14 protein-coding genes and 1 pseudogene are annotated in these 14,589 nt (G+C 66.6%); 7 read left to right on the plus strand and 8 right to left on the minus strand.

Annotation, left to right across the window (positions count from 1 at the left end):
* Positions 1 to 80: 80 nt before the first annotated feature.
* From GU920_RS02750 to GU920_RS02765, 4 genes are read left to right on the plus strand one after another with little or no spacing between them, the layout of a single operon-like run.
* The gene (locus GU920_RS02750; RefSeq protein WP_161765439.1) at positions 81 to 1,133 is read left to right on the plus strand and encodes a hemin-degrading factor; all 1,053 of its coding nucleotides are present in this window, start codon (positions 81 to 83) and stop codon (positions 1,131 to 1,133) included.
* Positions 1,130 to 2,011: a heme/hemin ABC transporter substrate-binding protein gene (locus tag GU920_RS02755; RefSeq protein WP_161765440.1), complete on the plus strand. Its 882-nt coding sequence runs from the start codon at positions 1,130 to 1,132 to the stop codon at positions 2,009 to 2,011. Before GU920_RS02750 ends, GU920_RS02755 begins: the two co-directional genes overlap by 4 nt.
* A 3-nt stretch (positions 2,012 to 2,014) precedes the next feature.
* Positions 2,015 to 3,088 carry a FecCD family ABC transporter permease gene (locus GU920_RS02760; protein WP_161765441.1) on the plus strand — a complete coding sequence of 358 codons (1,074 nt, stop codon included), beginning with the start codon at positions 2,015 to 2,017 and terminating at the stop codon, positions 3,086 to 3,088.
* Positions 3,089 to 3,091: 3 nt separating this feature from the next.
* Positions 3,092 to 3,877: a heme ABC transporter ATP-binding protein gene (locus GU920_RS02765; protein ID WP_161765442.1), complete on the plus strand. Its 786-nt coding sequence runs from the start codon at positions 3,092 to 3,094 to the stop codon at positions 3,875 to 3,877.
* Between the two features lie 61 nt (positions 3,878 to 3,938).
* On the opposite strand, the gene GU920_RS02770 is transcribed toward GU920_RS02765, so the two are convergent.
* The 8 genes from GU920_RS02770 to GU920_RS02805 all read right to left on the minus strand — a co-directional run bounded on the left by GU920_RS02770 (position 3,939) and on the right by GU920_RS02805 (position 11,355).
* On the minus strand, positions 3,939 to 4,943 hold the full coding sequence (locus GU920_RS02770; RefSeq protein WP_201743955.1) for a calcium-binding protein: 1,005 nt from the start codon (positions 4,941 to 4,943) through the stop codon (positions 3,939 to 3,941).
* A 230-nt stretch (positions 4,944 to 5,173) separates the two neighbouring features.
* Positions 5,174 to 5,944, minus strand: coding sequence for an ABC transporter ATP-binding protein (locus tag GU920_RS02775; protein WP_161765444.1), 771 nt, complete (start codon positions 5,942 to 5,944; stop codon positions 5,174 to 5,176).
* A gap of 7 nt (positions 5,945 to 5,951) precedes the next feature.
* The gene (locus GU920_RS02780) at positions 5,952 to 6,929 is read right to left on the minus strand and encodes an ABC transporter substrate-binding protein (protein WP_161765445.1); all 978 of its coding nucleotides are present in this window, start codon (positions 6,927 to 6,929) and stop codon (positions 5,952 to 5,954) included.
* A gap of 36 nt (positions 6,930 to 6,965) precedes the next feature.
* Positions 6,966 to 7,811, minus strand: coding sequence for an ABC transporter permease (locus tag GU920_RS02785; RefSeq protein WP_235933015.1), 846 nt, complete (start codon positions 7,809 to 7,811; stop codon positions 6,966 to 6,968).
* Positions 7,798 to 9,150: an LLM class flavin-dependent oxidoreductase gene (locus GU920_RS02790; RefSeq protein ID WP_161765446.1), complete on the minus strand. Its 1,353-nt coding sequence runs from the start codon at positions 9,148 to 9,150 to the stop codon at positions 7,798 to 7,800. The genes GU920_RS02785 and GU920_RS02790 overlap by 14 nt, the downstream gene beginning before the upstream one ends.
* An 81-nt stretch (positions 9,151 to 9,231) precedes the next feature.
* Positions 9,232 to 9,795: an FMN reductase gene (gene msuE, locus GU920_RS02795; protein ID WP_161765447.1), complete on the minus strand. Its 564-nt coding sequence runs from the start codon at positions 9,793 to 9,795 to the stop codon at positions 9,232 to 9,234.
* A gap of 281 nt (positions 9,796 to 10,076) precedes the next feature.
* On the minus strand, positions 10,077 to 10,667 hold the full coding sequence (locus GU920_RS02800; RefSeq protein WP_161765448.1) for a Crp/Fnr family transcriptional regulator: 591 nt from the start codon (positions 10,665 to 10,667) through the stop codon (positions 10,077 to 10,079).
* Between the two features lie 301 nt (positions 10,668 to 10,968).
* Positions 10,969 to 11,355: a polyketide synthase gene (locus tag GU920_RS02805; RefSeq protein ID WP_161765449.1), complete on the minus strand. Its 387-nt coding sequence runs from the start codon at positions 11,353 to 11,355 to the stop codon at positions 10,969 to 10,971.
* Positions 11,356 to 11,846: 491 nt separating this feature from the next.
* Here GU920_RS02805 and GU920_RS02810 point away from each other — a divergent pair, with 491 nt between their 5' ends.
* The 3 genes and pseudogenes from GU920_RS02810 to GU920_RS02820 all read left to right on the plus strand — a co-directional run.
* Positions 11,847 to 11,993, plus strand: a complete 147-nt coding sequence (locus GU920_RS02810; RefSeq protein WP_161765450.1) for a hypothetical protein — start codon at positions 11,847 to 11,849, stop codon at positions 11,991 to 11,993.
* Positions 11,990 to 13,366, plus strand: coding sequence for an FAD/NAD(P)-binding protein (locus tag GU920_RS02815; RefSeq protein ID WP_161765451.1), 1,377 nt, complete (start codon positions 11,990 to 11,992; stop codon positions 13,364 to 13,366). The genes GU920_RS02810 and GU920_RS02815 overlap by 4 nt, the downstream gene beginning before the upstream one ends.
* A 265-nt stretch (positions 13,367 to 13,631) precedes the next feature.
* Positions 13,632 to 14,273: pseudogene (locus GU920_RS02820) on the plus strand (integrase core domain-containing protein); the annotation flags it as partial.
* Positions 14,274 to 14,589: the final 316 nt, after the last annotated feature.

Here is a 14,589-nt window from a genome sequence, read left to right on the forward strand (position 1 = left end):
AACGATACCTGACCGCAGCGCACCAGCCCCGGCCCAGGCCGCCCGCCAGACGCGCCCCATTCCCTTGACTGGAGCACATCATGGCTGATGGCCAAACCGCCCCGCTGACCCCCGCCGCAATCCGCGCCCTGCGGCTTGAAAACCCCAAGGCCCGCGCCCGCGACTTCGCCCATATGCACGGGCTGACCGAGGCCGCGCTGGTCGCCGCCCATGTCGGTCATGGCACCACCGCCATCGACGCCACGCCCGATCGGCTGTTTCCCCTGATCCGCGACCTTGGTGATGTGATGGCGCTGACTCGCAACGAATCCTGCGTGCATGAACGGCGCGGCGTCTATTCCGACTACCGCTCCGGCCCCCATGCCGCCATGGTGCTTGACCCCGAGATTGACCTGCGCATCTTCCCCTCGCATTGGAAACACGCCTTTGCCGTGATGGAACCGGGCGAGGATGGCCCGCGCCGCAGCCTGCAGATCTTCGACGCCGCGGGGGATGCCGTCCACAAGGTGCATCTGAAGCCGCAGTCGCACGCGGATGCCTTCGACGCGCTGACCGCCGCCCTCGGCCTTTCCGACCAGTCGCAAACCCTTGCCCTGTCGCCCCGCGCGGCAACCGAAGGCCCGAAGCCCAACCCCGCCCGCACCGATGATCTGCGGCGGGAATGGGACGCGATGACCGACACGCATCAGTTCAACACCCTGACGCGGCGGCTGAAGATGAACCGCTTGGGCGCCTACCAACTCGCCGGCAGCCCGCGCGCCGAACGCATCGACACGGGCAGCGTGACACAGGCCCTGCACGCCGCCGCCGATGGCAAGATCCCCCTGATGATCTTCGTGGGCAATGCAGGCTGCATCCAGATCCATGGCGGCCCGATCGAAAAGGTCGTCCCCATGGGACCCTGGATCAACGTCATGGATCCCCGCTTCAACCTGCATCTGCGCACCGACCACATCGCCGAGGTCTGGCGCGTCTGGAAACCCACCCGCACCGGCGACGCCAACAGCATCGAAGCCTTCGACAAGGACGGCGGCCTGATCCTGCAGATCTTCGGCTATCGCAAGGAAAAACCCCCCACCGCATGGAACGCCTTCGTCAAATCCCTCGCCACGCTGGAAGGAGTCTCGGCATGATCCGCCTTCTCGCCCCGCGGACCCTTGCGCTGTCCCTTGCGCTGGCTCAGTCGCTGACCCTGTCGCTGGCAACCTCCGCCCCGGCCATGGCCGACCCGGCCCAGCGTGTGCTCACTCTGGGCGGGTCCGTCACCGAAATCGCTGTCGCCCTTGGCGCGCAGGATCGGCTGATCGGGCGCGACACCACCTCGACCTTCCCGCCCGAAGTCACCGGCCTGCCCGATGTCGGCTATTTCCGCGCCCTCTCGCCCGAAGGCGTGCTGGCCCTGAACCCCGATCTCATCCTGTCCGAGACGGGCGCAGGCCCGCAGGAGGCGCTCGATGTGCTGAACGCCGCGGGCATCCCCTTCATCGTGGCCGGCGCCGACACCACCCCCGAAGGCCTGACCGCGAAGATCGAAACGGTTGCCCAAGCGCTTGACCTGCCCGCCGAAGGCAAGGCCCTCGCCGACAAGGTGGCGCAGGGCCTGCAACAGGCCCGCGACCGCGCCGCTACGGTGCAAGAGCCCAAGCGCGTCCTCTTCATCCTGTCCCTGCAGGGCGGCCGCGTCATGGCGGGCGGCGAAGGATCATCGGCCGAAAGCATCATCACTCTCGCGGGCGGCATCAACGCAGGCAGCGGTTTCGAAGGCTACAAGCAGATCACGGATGAGGCCGTCCTGACCGCCGCCCCCGACGTGATCCTGATGATGGACCGCGAAGGCGACCTTGCCATCAACAACGATATGGTCATGGCCCATCCCGCCCTGTCCCAGACCCCTGCCGCCAAGGCGGGCCGCATCCTGCGCATGGATGGCCTTCTGCTTCTGGGTTTCGGCCCGCGCACCCCGCAGGCAGCGGTCGATCTGCACGCCCTGCTCTATCCCGGTCAGGGCTGATCCATGGTCGCCCTGCCGCTGACCCGGCGCAGCGAAAGCCGTCCCCATCCGCAACTGGTGACGGCGGCGCTGCTCACCCTTCTCTGTGTCGTGTCGCTCCTGTCCCTCGGGACCGGCGCGGCGGGCCTGTCGCCCGCCCGCCTGATTGCCGCCTTCACCTCTGCCTTCACGGGGGCCGAGGCGCTGACACCGGCCGAGGCGCTGGTCCTTTACGACATCCGCCTTCCCCGCCTTGCCATGGGCCTGCTGGTGGGCGCCGCGCTGGCCGTGGCGGGCGCGCTGATGCAGGGCCTGTTCCGCAACCCCCTTGCCGATCCCGGCATCGTCGGCGTGGGCGCAGGCGCCGGACTGGGCGCCGTGGCTGCCATCGTGCTGGGGGGGATGCTTCCCCCCGCCCTCGCCGCGCTGACCGGGGCGCATCTCATCCCGGTCGCCGCCTTCGTCGGTGGCTGGATCGCCACGCTGATCCTGACCCACGTCGCCGCATCCGGCGGGCAGACCGCCATCGCCACACTGCTTCTGGCCGGGATCGCCCTTGGCGCCATCGCGGGCGCGGCCACCGGCATCCTCACCTACATCGCCGATGACCAGCAGTTGCGCGACCTTACCTTCTGGTCCATGGGATCGCTCGCCGGGGCAAGCTGGGCCAAGATCGCAACCGCCCTGCCCCTGATCCTGCCCGCGCTCCTTCTGTCGCCCCTCCTCGCCCGCGCCCTGAACGCGCTCGCCTTGGGCGAGCCGCAGGCCGCCCATCTGGGCATCCATGTCGAACGCACCAAACGGCTGGCCATCCTCGCCACCGCCGCCGCCGCAGGCGCGGCCACCGCGATCGCGGGTGGCATCGGCTTTGTCGGCATCGTCGTGCCGCATCTCCTGCGGCTGTCCACCGGGCCGGATCACCGCACCCTTCTGCCCAATGCGGCCCTTCTGGGCGGCACGCTGCTGATCGGGGCCGACATGATCGCCCGCACCCTCACCGCCCCGGCCGAGCTTCCCATCGGCATCGTCACCGCCACACTCGGCGCGCCGGTGTTCCTGTGGATCCTTTTGCGCCGCCGTGGCCTTGCCGGGATCTGATCCATGCTCAACGCGACCGACCTCACCCTTGTCCGCGATGGCCGCACCATCCTGCAGGGGATTACCCTCAGCGCCCGCCCCGGCGAAGTCACCGCCATCATCGGCCCCAACGGATCGGGCAAGACCACACTGATGGCCGCGCTCACCGGCGACCTTGCCCCTGTCACGGGCCGTGTCACGCTGAACGGCGATGACATCGCGCACCTCTCCCCTCGCCACCTCGCCGCCCGCCGCGCCGTGCTGGCACAGGAGACACAGGTGGCCTTTCCCTTCACCGTGGCCGAAATCCTGCAACTCGGGGTCGAGGCCGGCACCGGCCCCGCCGACCCGGCCCTCATCCCGCGCCTTCTGGCCGAGGTTGACCTGCCCGACACCGCCAATCGCCCCATCCACGCCCTGTCGGGTGGCGAACGCCAGCGCATCCACCTTGCCCGAACCCTTGCGCAGGCACGCCGCCCTCACAACGATCACGGGCCGATGTGGTTGTTTCTGGATGAACCTGTCTCCAGCCTCGACATCGCGCATCAGCTTATGGTCATGCGCCGCGCCCGCCGCTTTGCGGCCGAAGGCGGCGGCGTGGTCGCGGTCATGCATGACCTCAACCTCACCGCCATGACGGCCGATCATGTGGTCCTGCTCGCGGAAGGCGGCCTTCTGGCGGCAGGCCCGCCAGAGCAGGTGATGACCGACCGTCTCCTGTCCCGGGCCTATCGCTGCGACATCCGCACCAACCGCACCCCCGCCTCGGGTCCCTACCTCCTGCCCCAGATGGCCGGGGCAGCGGAATGAACCGGGGCGCGCGCAAGGATCACCCCCCCGCGCGCACCCCGGCCCATCTTCGCCTGCAGCGTCAGATGAAATCGAACTCCGGCACGTGGTCAAAGGCGATGTGATTGCCCAGATCAAAGGGCTCCGTCACCCCCGCCAGCACCATCGACTGCGCGCCGAACCGCACCACGGCCCCCGTGGCGTCATAACGCACCGCGATATCCGACAGGTCCAGCCCCAGCGCCGCGTCAAACACGATCCGGTCGCCCTCGCCCGCCGAGAAGTCCGTCACCCTGTCCCCGTTCCCGAAGACAAAGCTGTCGCCGCCCCGGCCACCGATCAGCAGATCGACCCCGGCCCCGCCGTTCAGCAGGTCGTTGCCTTCGCCACCCTCCAGCCGGTCCCGCCCAGCCCCGCCCAGGATCAGGTCATTGCCTTCGCCACCCAGAACCGTGTCATTCCCTGCCCCGGCATCCACCCGGTCATTGCCGCGCCCGGCATCCACCCGATCCCTTCCGCCCAGCGACAGGATGGTATCATTTCCATCGCGCCCCTCGATCCGGTTCGCCGCCGCCGTGCCCGTCAGCGTGTCATTCTGGTTCGTGCCGGTCAGGTTGGGCGAGGGTGGCGCAGGCGGCACCACGACCCCTGCCGCCGGCACCCAGTTGCCGATGGCCGAAAAGACCGGCTCCGTCCCCGCCTGCAGCGCAATGTCGGACACAAGGATCTTTTCCAGTTGCAGCCCGGCATAGGCCCCGCCGATCCCCGCTGCCGGACTTTCCGAGATATACAGGAAATCCCCGCCATTCTTGGCCTGATCGGGATCGACATCCAGCGCGTTGGCAGCAGAGACGCCAAAGGTCGTCACCTGCCCCGTGGCGGTCGTCACCGTCAGCCCGATGATCGACCCCGCCCCACCGACATAGGCCCCCGTCACCGGGTCAATCGCCCCCGGTGCCGCCACCAGCGTCACCGTATCCGTGGCCGAAAACCAGACCCGGCCGATCTCGACCGAAACGGTCGTCCCGTTCTCCCTGAATTGCAGCGCCTCGCCGATCTGGTTTCCGCGCAAAGTGATCGTTGTCATCATACACCTCGTTACAAACTGGCCCGGAGTTACGCTCCTGAAGCACAAACGCCGCGACGGCCGCCTCTATTCCAACAAGGGTACGAAAATCCTGTCAGACGGCCCGTTTGGCGGTGAAGATGCCGGTGCTTTCCCGGCCACCGCAAAGGGCGGCGGGCCCCATGGCAAAGCCAGAAGGCCCGTTGCGTTCAGTGGCGCGTGGGCGCCCAACAGCGCCCCGCGACCCCATCCTAATGCAGCCCGAACTCCGCCATCAGCCGCCGCCGCAGGGCCACGAAGGCCGGGGTGCTGCGGTCGCGGGGGCGGGGCAGGTCCAGCTCGATCAGCCGCGTCGGGCTCGCGCTGTCCTTCGACATGACCAACACGCGGTCGGCAAGGAAGATCGCCTCTTCCAGATCATGGGTGACAAGGATCATCGTCACCCCTTCCTCCCGCCAGATGCGCGCCAACTCCTCCTGCATGGTCAGCTTCGTCATCGCATCCAGCGCGCCCAGGGGTTCATCCAGCAGCAGGATTTCGGGTTGCACGGTCAGCGCCCGCGCAATGCCCACCCGCTGCGCCATGCCGCCCGACAACTGGCGCGGATAGGCCTCCTCGAACCCGGCCAGCCCCACCAGCCGGATGTAATGCCGCGCGCGATCGGCGGCCCTGGCGGCGGGTGTCCCACGCACCTCCAGCCCGAAGGCCACGTTCTGCGCCACCGTCAGCCAGGGAAGCAGGCGCGGCTCCTGAAAGATCACCGCCCGCTGGTTGCCGATCCCATGGACCGGCGCGCCGTCGATCAGCACATCGCCGCGGTCCGGTTCCTCCAGCCCGGCCAGCACGCGCAGAAGCGTGGTCTTGCCACAGCCAGAGGGGCCCACGATGGCGATGGCCTCGCCGCCCCGGATGTCCAGATCAATCCCGCGCAGCACATCCAGCCTGCGCCCGTTCAGGGTGAAGGATTTGGAGAGGTCACGGATCGTGACCTCTCCACGGCGGGCGGTGTCCACCACGCGCATCGCGGCCTCAATTGCTGACCGGCGTATCGCCGGTGATGTAGAGGATGTCCTTGGCCACCAGCTTGCCCTTCTCGACGCTGCCTTCGCGTTCCAGCACGTCGATCCAAAACTGCACGTCCCGCTCCACCGCCAGCCCGCCTTCGCGCACGCCATAGCCGGCGAAGAACTGCGCCACATCCGGGTTCTCGCCCCGCTCGGCCAGAACCTTGGCGAAGATAGCCTTCGTCTCCTCCGGGTGCTCGCGCGCATAGTCCAGCGCCTTGGCCGAGGCTTCGACAAAGACCTTCGCCTCTTCCGGATGGGCCTCTATCCAGTCGCGGCGCAGAACGACGAAGCCACCCGCGATCTCGCCGATGATATCCGTGTCGTCGAACACCGCCCGCAACCCGCCCGCCTGACGCGCTGCGCCTTCAAAGGTGGTCTGCCAATAGCCAAAGGCCGACACATCCACCTGTTCGGACCGCAGCACCTGCTCCAGCTGCGGCCCCGGCACCACGACAAGGCTCGCCGCATCCTTGGGCAGGCCCTTCTGATGCAGCGCCTCGCGCACCACATAATCCAGATGGGCGCCCAGCGTGTTCACGGCGATGGTCTTGCCGGCCAGATCCTCGATCGTCTTGATCGGGCTGTCCTCCAGCACATAGAAGATCGACTGCGCCTGATCATTGATCCCGTTCGACGGATAGTCCGCCACGAAATCATTCCCCGCCGCGATGGAGTTCAGCACCGCCGCCGTGGCCGCCGACCCAAGCTCCACGCTGCCCCCGGCCAGCGCCACCAGCGACGCGGGGCCGCCTTGGGCGTATCCCACATTCTCCAGCGTGATGCCGGTGCCTTCGAAATAGCCCAGCTCAGCCGCCAGTTCATGGGCGTTCAGCCCCCCTTGGCTGGCAAGGTATCGGATCGTCACATCGGCGCTGGCCGCGGTGGCAAAGGAAAGGCCCAGCGCGGTGGTCAGGGCAAGGCTGCGGAAAGAGAAGGTCATGATGATTTCCTTTTAGATTTAGGAGGTTGGCAGGGATCAGCTCGCGTCCGCCCAGCGGCACAGACGGCGCTGCAGCGTGACGAGGGTGAAGTTCGCGGCCAGACCCAGCAGGGCCAGCAGGAAGATCGCCGCGAACATCAGGGGGATCTGAAAGTTGTACTGCGCGTTCATCACCTGGAACCCCAGGCCCCGGTTCGCCCCGATCATCTCGGCCGCGATCAGCAGCAGCAGCGCGGTGGTGGCCGACAGGCGCAAACCCACGAAGATCGACGGAACAGAGGCAGGCAACACGACCCGCAGGAACACCGTGCGGCGGGCGGCTCCATAGGTACGCGCCATCTCGATCAGCTTGCGGTCCACCTCCTTCACCCCGCCGATGGTGGCCAGCAGGATGGGAAACAGCGTCGCCCAGAAGATGACGAAGACCTTGGATGCCTCGCCCAGCCCCAAAAGCAGGATGAAGACGGGATAGAGCGCGAGCGCCGAGGTCTGGCGAAAGAACTGCAGGATCGGGTCCAGCGCCCGCTCCACCGCCCGGATCTGCCCCATGAACAGACCAAGCGGGATGCCAAGCCCCACGGCGGCGGCAAAGGCCAGCCCCGACCGTTGCAGGCTGATCGCGATGTCGTCGATCAGCGCGCCAGAGACGAGACCATCCCACAGCGCCGCAAGGATCAGGTCCAGCGGCGGAAACACGGTGGGATTGAGCCAACCCACGGTGCTGCCCACCTGCCACAGGATCAGAAAGCTTGCCAGCACCCCATACCGGGCGGCGACGCTGCGCGCGCCCTGCCCTGCCCGTGCCACAAGGGCGCGGGCGGGCGGGGAACCGACGGCGGGGGTATCGAGCGATTGCAGCGTCATGTCCTCACTCCGCCGCATGGGCCGCGCCACGGGCAAGCGCGTGGCGGTTGGCCGGGAAAGGCAGGCCGAGGTTTTCGCGCAGGGTGCGCCCTTCATATTCCGTGCGGAACAGCCCGCGCCGCTGCAGTTCCGGGATCACCAGATCCACGAAATCCGTCAGCCCCGTGGGCAGCCACGGCGGCAGGATGTTGAAGCCGTCCGCCGCCTCGTTCTCGAACCACTCCTGCAGCGTATCCACGATCGTCTCGGGCGTGCCAACGATGGTGAAATGCCCCCGCGCCGAGGCAACCCACTGGTAAAGCTGCCGGATGGTGAACCCGTTCTCATCCGCAATCGCCCGGATCAGCGCCTGCCGCGACTTCATGCCTTCCGTCGGCGGCGCGGGCGGGAGCGGACCGTCCAGATCATATCCCCGCAGGTCCAGCGTCCCCCCGGTCAGCCCGTTCAAAAGCGAGATGCCGTCTTCGGGCAGGATCAGGCTGGTCAGCCGGTCATATTTCTCCTGCGCCTCCTCCAGCGTGCGGCCCACGAAGGGCGACACGCCCGGCATCACAAGGATATGCGCCGGATCACGCCCCAGCCCCCGCGCGCGCGCCTTGATGTCGCGATAGAACTCCTGCGCCGTGTCCAGCCGCTGATGCGCGGTGAAGATCACCTCTGCCGTCGCCGCCGCCAGCCCGCGCCCATCCTCGGACTGCCCGGCCTGCACGATCACCGGATGCCCCTGCGGCGACCGGGATACGTTCAGCGGCCCCTTCACCTTGAAATGCGCGCCCCGGTGGTTGGTGGCGTGCAGCTTCCCCTCGTGGAAGAACCGCCCCGTCTCCTTGTCGCGGATGAAGGCGTCATCCTCGAAACTGTCCCACAGCTTCCGAACCACCTCCACATGCTCCGCCGCGCGGGCATAGCGCACCGCATGCGGGTGCTGCTGGTCGAGGTTGAAGTTATGCGCCGCCGCCTCTGTCGCGGTGGTCACCACGTTCCAGCCCGCACGCCCATCGCTGATCAGGTCCAGCGAGGCGAACTTGCGCGCCACGGAATAGGGTTCCTCATAGGTCGTGGACGCGGTCGCGATAAAGCCGATGTTCCGCGTCAGCGGCGCCAGGGCCGAGAACAGCGTGACAGGTTCGAACCCCGCCACCTTGGCATTGCCGCCCTCCATCCCGCCGCCAAAGGACACGGCAAGCCCGTCGGCAAGGAAGTACGCGTCAAACAACCCCCGCTCTGCCTCCTGTGCCAGTTGCACATGGAAGGCAAAGCTGGTCGCCCCATCGGCGGGGCTGTCCGGGTGCCGCCAGGCGGCGACATGCTGGCCACCACCGGGAAGGAAGGCGCCAAGGCGGATCTTGCGGGTCATGGATCGGGTCCTTTCGTCAGGCAAGGGAAGGGCGTTCGCGGTCCCAGCGGGCCGCGTCAGGAAGGTGGGATGGCAGGAAGATCAGGCGCTCAGGACGAACACCTCAGGCTGGGCGCGGCGTTCAAAGAAGGGCGAGAACTGATCCACCGCCCGCGCCAGACGGTCGTGCAGCGCAGCCGAGGCAGGCTGTCCCTCCGCGAAATCGCGATCTGCGGCATAAACCCCCGTCGGCAGCGTCTGCGCTTCGAAAAAGCCGAACAGCGGGCGCAACTGATGTTCGATCACCAGCGCATGCCTGTCCCCGCCCCCGGTCGCGGCCAGCAGGACGGGCTTGCCCAGCAGCGCCTGCGGATCAAGCAGGTCGATCAAATGCTTGAACAGCCCCGTATAGCTCCCCTTGTAAACCGGGCTCGCCACCACAAGGGCATCCGCAGCAAGCACCGCGTCCAGGGCCGCACGGGCCGGGGGTTCCAGATCCCCCACCCGCCGCGCCGTCCCCAGCGAAGGGCCAAAATCCGCCAGATCGAACACCGCCCCCACCGCCTCGAACCGGCTGGCGACGGTGGCCACGGCGGTCTGAACCAGCGTGCGCGTCTTGGAGGGGCGATCCAGATTTCCGGAAAGTCCGATGATGGTGCGGGTCATGGGAGCGGGCCTTATGTCGATTTCTTTTATCGTGATTACACCCTGCCAGCGAAACCGCCCCGCGGCCATTCCAAAGGTCAGCCAGAAACAGGAAGAATCCCCTCGCGCACGGGCCGGTGGAAAGACGAAATTTTCGCCCGACACCCCGCGCAAATGGGCAAGCGGACTGTTTTCCGCCGCTTCGCACGGCGCGAGGGAACCTGAGCATTCCGCAAGGATCGGTGGGCAGACCCGATCATCCCCCGGTCTGCCCGCTTGAACCCCACGCCCCATGCGCCGCGTCAGTCCCCCATGCGTTGGAACAAGGCCTGTGGGTCCAAAAGCAGGATCGCCCCCCGCGGCCGCAGTTCGACAATGCCGTCCATCTCCAGCCTGCGCAGGTGACGCGATACCGTTTCCAGTGCCAGCCCCAGAATCTGCCCCATTTCGTCACGGCTCAGTCCCAGCGGGATTTCCGCCGCGCAGCCCAGACGAAGCCAAGCATCTGCAAGGAAAGTCGCCACACGTTCCGAGGCGATCTTGCGCCCCAGAATCATCTGCCCTCTGACGGCCTGCTCGATCTGGTCCTGATGGGCCCTGATCATGTTCAGGCGAAGTTGGGGGATGTCACGGACAAGCCCCTGAAAGACCTCTGCATCGCACCGGATCAGGCGGGAATGATCGACAGCCCGCAGGGTCACCCCCCGTGTATTCCGGCTTGCCGGCGGCACAAGTTCGCCGGGAAAGATCAGCGCGAACACGCGCGACCCGCAGCCTTCAGCGATTTCTTCGCGCAGCCCCCCGCTGTCAACAAACAGAAACCCCGGTCCCGCCAAGGGGCACATGGTTTCGCCGGGCAAGAGATCGACCGTCGTGCAATGCCATCGCACCATCGCCCTCTGGCTCGCCGTCAGATTTCGGAAGAGGGTTGGTCGCCTTCTGGGACGTGGACGGTCACCCGGCTGTCGCGGGTTCAGTTTGAACGCAATCATTCCTGCGCTCCTCCGGTCGGAAATGGGGGAAACACCGGCCCGAAGATGCGCGCCCGTCCCATGGGAACCGGGCGACCCCGAAAGGCTGGGCCGGCAAATGACTGAGAGTCGCGGCGCGAAATGCCGAACAAAAGCGGGTACAGGATTTGATCCGCAAAGGGACCGATCAACGCAAGATCAGGGCAAGATCAGGATCGCCGCTCTAGCCGACAGACGCACCGATGATGCCAAGGGGCGGCGCCCTGGATGGATTGGCGCGCGCCAGACGGGCCTGCGGAAGGGGCCCAAGGTCCCGGATGGCCCAAGCCGTGCGCGACACCGCCGTGATCGGCACGACGGCCGATGCAACGGGCGGCGGGGCCAGAAACGGCCCAACAAGACAGGCTTCGCAATTCGACCGGCCATGATCTTGCTGCCCCGTTTCCGCGCAGATGTCTTCGACCGCCACGCCAAGGGCAGCGGCATAGGCGATCCGCGCCTGTTCGTCCGGGGTCGTGATGTGATGGGCAAAACCTGAGGTCGCAAAGGCGAACCCCAGTATCAGAACGATGGCCCGCAACGGCCAAAGAAGGTTCCGATGCCCTGTCATGGCACCACTCGTATCGGCAGCCACCGTTTTTGCAAGGACCCGGGCCACCCGACACCACGACCTGCGACATTGTGCACGCCCCATTCACCCGGGGTGCTCAAATCCATGGCAGGTCATGCCGAGATGACAGCGATGCCGAACCGTCCGCTGGCATATGTCCAAACCACGCCTTGATCGCGGCGCCGATCGCCACGCGGGTGGCAAACCTGCGACACGGACAGGTGATCACCCCCAACTTCTGGCAAACCACCGCCCGATGACATGTCTGTTCTCTTTCGTGGCCCAAGTTTGGAAACTTAATCACGATCAAACTTGTAGATTATTTCCGAACCCAAGCAGCCGACTCATCTCCCAGACGCGCCTGCTGCCCCGGACCGGGGGATCACCCCCTTCGCCACTTGGACAGTTGCTGTCTCCTCCGAAACCTTCCGCGCCGACCGCGCCTTGCTCGACCAAACCGCCACCGACCAGACTGTGAAAGGAACGCCCTTATGTTCACCTGCATCCACGACCCGGGCCTCGCCCTTTTCCTTGCCGAAACGCCGATGGCAGAGAACAGCCATCCCGGCCCGGCCGAATGGACGGCCTTCGCCGCCACCCTGGTGCTTGCCGTGGTCGCGCTCTGCGTTTCCGCATGAAGGATCACCCCGGTCCCGGCCAATCGTCCCCGGTCACGGGGCCGGATCGTCCCGGCCCCCACGCCCTGATCGTGGGGGGTGGTGCCAGCGGTGTGCTTGCCGCCGCACATCTTCTCCGCCGTGATCCGCAGGCGCGCGTCACGCTGGTCGAACCGCGCGACAGGATCGGGCTCGGCCTCGCCTATTCCACGTCCGACGAAAACCATCTCCTGAACGTCCGGGCCGGCAATATGAGCGCGCTGGCCGACGATCCGCAGCATTTTCTCGACTGGCTCGCCAAGGCGGGCCACGACGCCACCCCCGATTGCTTCGTCCGCCGCAGGATCTATGGCGAATATCTTGCCGATCTCCTCTCGGTCTGGCGTGGCGGACATCCGGCACGCTTCCGTCGCGCGCACGGTATCTGCACGGGCCTGACCGAGGGGCCGTTCGGCGCTGTCGCCACTTTCGCGGATGGCACCGCGCAACTTGCGGACCATGTCATCCTCGCCACCGGCCATACCCAACCGCGCCCCGCCGAGGATACGGCACTGCAACCGGCCTGGGATCCGCTTCCGCGCCTTCCAGCAGAGGCGTCAGTCCTGATCCTCGGAACCGGCCTGACCATGGTGGATCAGGTTCTCTCTCTTCTGGATGCCGGCTTCGAAGGGTGCATCATGGCCATCTCCCGCCGGGGTCTCCTGCCCCGCGCCCACCGCCCGACGACGCCCCTGCGTCTTGGCCCGCAGGACATCCCCTTCGGCGCCCCGACCCGCGCCCTGTGCCGCTGGCTCCGCACCCTCGCCCAGACGGCAGAAGGCAAGGGCGGCACGTGGCGCGATGCCATGGATGGTGTCCGGCCCTATGTCAGGCGCATCTGGCGCAGCCTGCCGCCGGTCGAACGCGCCCGCTTCCTGCGCCATGGACAGCGTTGGTGGGACATCCACCGCCATCGCATGCCCCCGTGCTCGGAAGCGCGGCTTCGCGCCGCCATGACAGACGGTCAACTCATCCTGCTGCGGGGCGATGTGCTGCGGGTTGATCGCAGCGGGACAGGGATCCGCGCCATCTACCGCCCTTACGGCGCGGGCAGCACCGCCGCACTCTCGGCCGCGGTCGCCATCGACGCACGGGGCCTGCGCGGGCGACCGGCGGACTCCCCCCTGCTGGCCGGCCTGCTGCACGACGGCACCGCCCGGATGGACCCCCTCGGTATCGGCCTCGACATCGCCGATGACGGGTCGCTGATCCGTGCCGACGGCACCCCGTCGCCCCACCTTTCCGCAATCGGCCCCGTCAGCCGCGCCGCCTTCTGGGAGGTCACGGCCATCCCGGACATCCGCATTCAGGCCGCTGCACTGGCGGAACGGATCGCCACGGTCCATCGCGGTTAAGGCAATCCGGGACGCGGCAGAAGCTTTGACCAGACGGCCGACGATCATCTCGTCGTGGCCATTCGTGCAGCGGCGGGCTTGTACCACAAGACGGGCCTTCCGGGACGGCCGACTGTCTTTCGGTCTGTCGGGGCGCGCAAGCGGACATCGCGCAGTCTACCGATCTAATCAGGACGGGCGCTACTCCAGCAAAGTTTTGGCCGTCTGTTCGTCGGTGATAAGCGTGGTGGGCAGGACCGTCTGCATTGCCGCCTTGATGGCGATGCCCCTGATGCCGAACCAGCGCTGGTCGCTCGACTTTGTCTCCGACCAGCTGACCGATGGCCGCCGCTTCCGGGTCCTGACCGTGGTGGATGACTGCACGCGAGAATGCCTCGCGCTGATCGCCGACACGTCCCTGTCCGGCGCACGGGTGGCGCGGGAGATGGCGACCCTGTTTGAAGCGCGTGGAAAGCCCCAAACCGTAGTCAGCGACAACGGGACCGAGTTCACCTCGAACGCGATCCTGACCTTTGCCGACGACCGCAAAGTCGACTGGCACTACATCGCACCCGGCAAGCTGACCCAGAACGCCTTCATCGAGAGCTTCAATGGTCGGTTGCGCGACGAGCTCTTGAACGAGACGCTGTTCCCCTCTCTAAGCCATGCCCGCGCCACGCTCGAAGCCTGGCGCATGGACTATAACACCGAACGCCTGCACTCCCGCCTCGGCTGGCAGACGCCTGCCCAGTTCGCCCAAACCTTCACCCCGCAACAGGGCCTGACGCTGCGCAACCCGCAAAGCTCCGCACCAGCCCCCGTCGCCCAACCCGCCAAACAGGCAAAACCCAAACCCGGAGTCTCGCTCACGCTGGAAAAAAGGCGGGGGCAACGTCAGTGGGATCAACGCAAACTACGAAACCGCTGAGATGTGGATCGACAGGCCTCTGTCGAAGTCATTGACCCTACGTGGGGCTCAACAGAGCCCCGCCAGGACTCGATGGTGATCTTTGCGAGGGATGGATCGGCCAGTGCCGCGCGGATCCACCAAAGAGGTCAAACTGAAGCGCCGCAATGGGGACCGCAGGCCGAGCCAAACTCAATCAATCTGCGCCCAGGACAGAGGCTTTGCGCCATCTGAGCACCCACCCCCAACACACCGCCAGAAGCTCCACTTCTCGGAATCGAATGTGATACGAAATGTGATACAAAAACAGGACCGCAAAGCCGAAGAATTTCAAATT

Source organism: Paragemmobacter ruber, from assembly GCF_009908315.1.
GTDB lineage: Bacteria > Pseudomonadota > Alphaproteobacteria > Rhodobacterales > Rhodobacteraceae > Paragemmobacter > Paragemmobacter ruber.

Excerpts from the sequence above, each read along its gene's own strand:
- GU920_RS02760 (WP_161765441.1), top strand. The coding sequence starts at position 2,015 with ATGGTCGCCCTGCCGCTGACCCGGCGCAGCGAAAGCCGTCCCCATCCG.
- GU920_RS02780 (WP_161765445.1), bottom strand. The coding sequence starts at position 6,929 with ATGACCTTCTCTTTCCGCAGCCTTGCCCTGACCACCGCGCTGGGCCTT.
- msuE (WP_161765447.1), bottom strand. The coding sequence starts at position 9,795 with ATGACCCGCACCATCATCGGACTTTCCGGAAATCTGGATCGCCCCTCC.
- GU920_RS02770 (WP_201743955.1), bottom strand. The coding sequence starts at position 4,943 with ATGACAACGATCACTTTGCGCGGAAACCAGATCGGCGAGGCGCTGCAA.
- GU920_RS02775 (WP_161765444.1), bottom strand. The coding sequence starts at position 5,944 with ATGCGCGTGGTGGACACCGCCCGCCGTGGAGAGGTCACGATCCGTGAC.
- GU920_RS02755 (WP_161765440.1), top strand. The coding sequence starts at position 1,130 with ATGATCCGCCTTCTCGCCCCGCGGACCCTTGCGCTGTCCCTTGCGCTG.
- GU920_RS02815 (WP_161765451.1), top strand. The coding sequence starts at position 11,990 with ATGAAGGATCACCCCGGTCCCGGCCAATCGTCCCCGGTCACGGGGCCG.
- GU920_RS02750 (WP_161765439.1), top strand. The coding sequence starts at position 81 with ATGGCTGATGGCCAAACCGCCCCGCTGACCCCCGCCGCAATCCGCGCC.
- GU920_RS02785 (WP_235933015.1), bottom strand. The coding sequence starts at position 7,811 with ATGCGGCGGAGTGAGGACATGACGCTGCAATCGCTCGATACCCCCGCC.
- GU920_RS02800 (WP_161765448.1), bottom strand. The coding sequence starts at position 10,667 with ATGGTGCGATGGCATTGCACGACGGTCGATCTCTTGCCCGGCGAAACC.
- GU920_RS02810 (WP_161765450.1), top strand. The coding sequence starts at position 11,847 with ATGTTCACCTGCATCCACGACCCGGGCCTCGCCCTTTTCCTTGCCGAA.
- GU920_RS02790 (WP_161765446.1), bottom strand. The coding sequence starts at position 9,150 with ATGACCCGCAAGATCCGCCTTGGCGCCTTCCTTCCCGGTGGTGGCCAG.
- GU920_RS02765 (WP_161765442.1), top strand. The coding sequence starts at position 3,092 with ATGCTCAACGCGACCGACCTCACCCTTGTCCGCGATGGCCGCACCATC.
- GU920_RS02805 (WP_161765449.1), bottom strand. The coding sequence starts at position 11,355 with ATGACAGGGCATCGGAACCTTCTTTGGCCGTTGCGGGCCATCGTTCTG.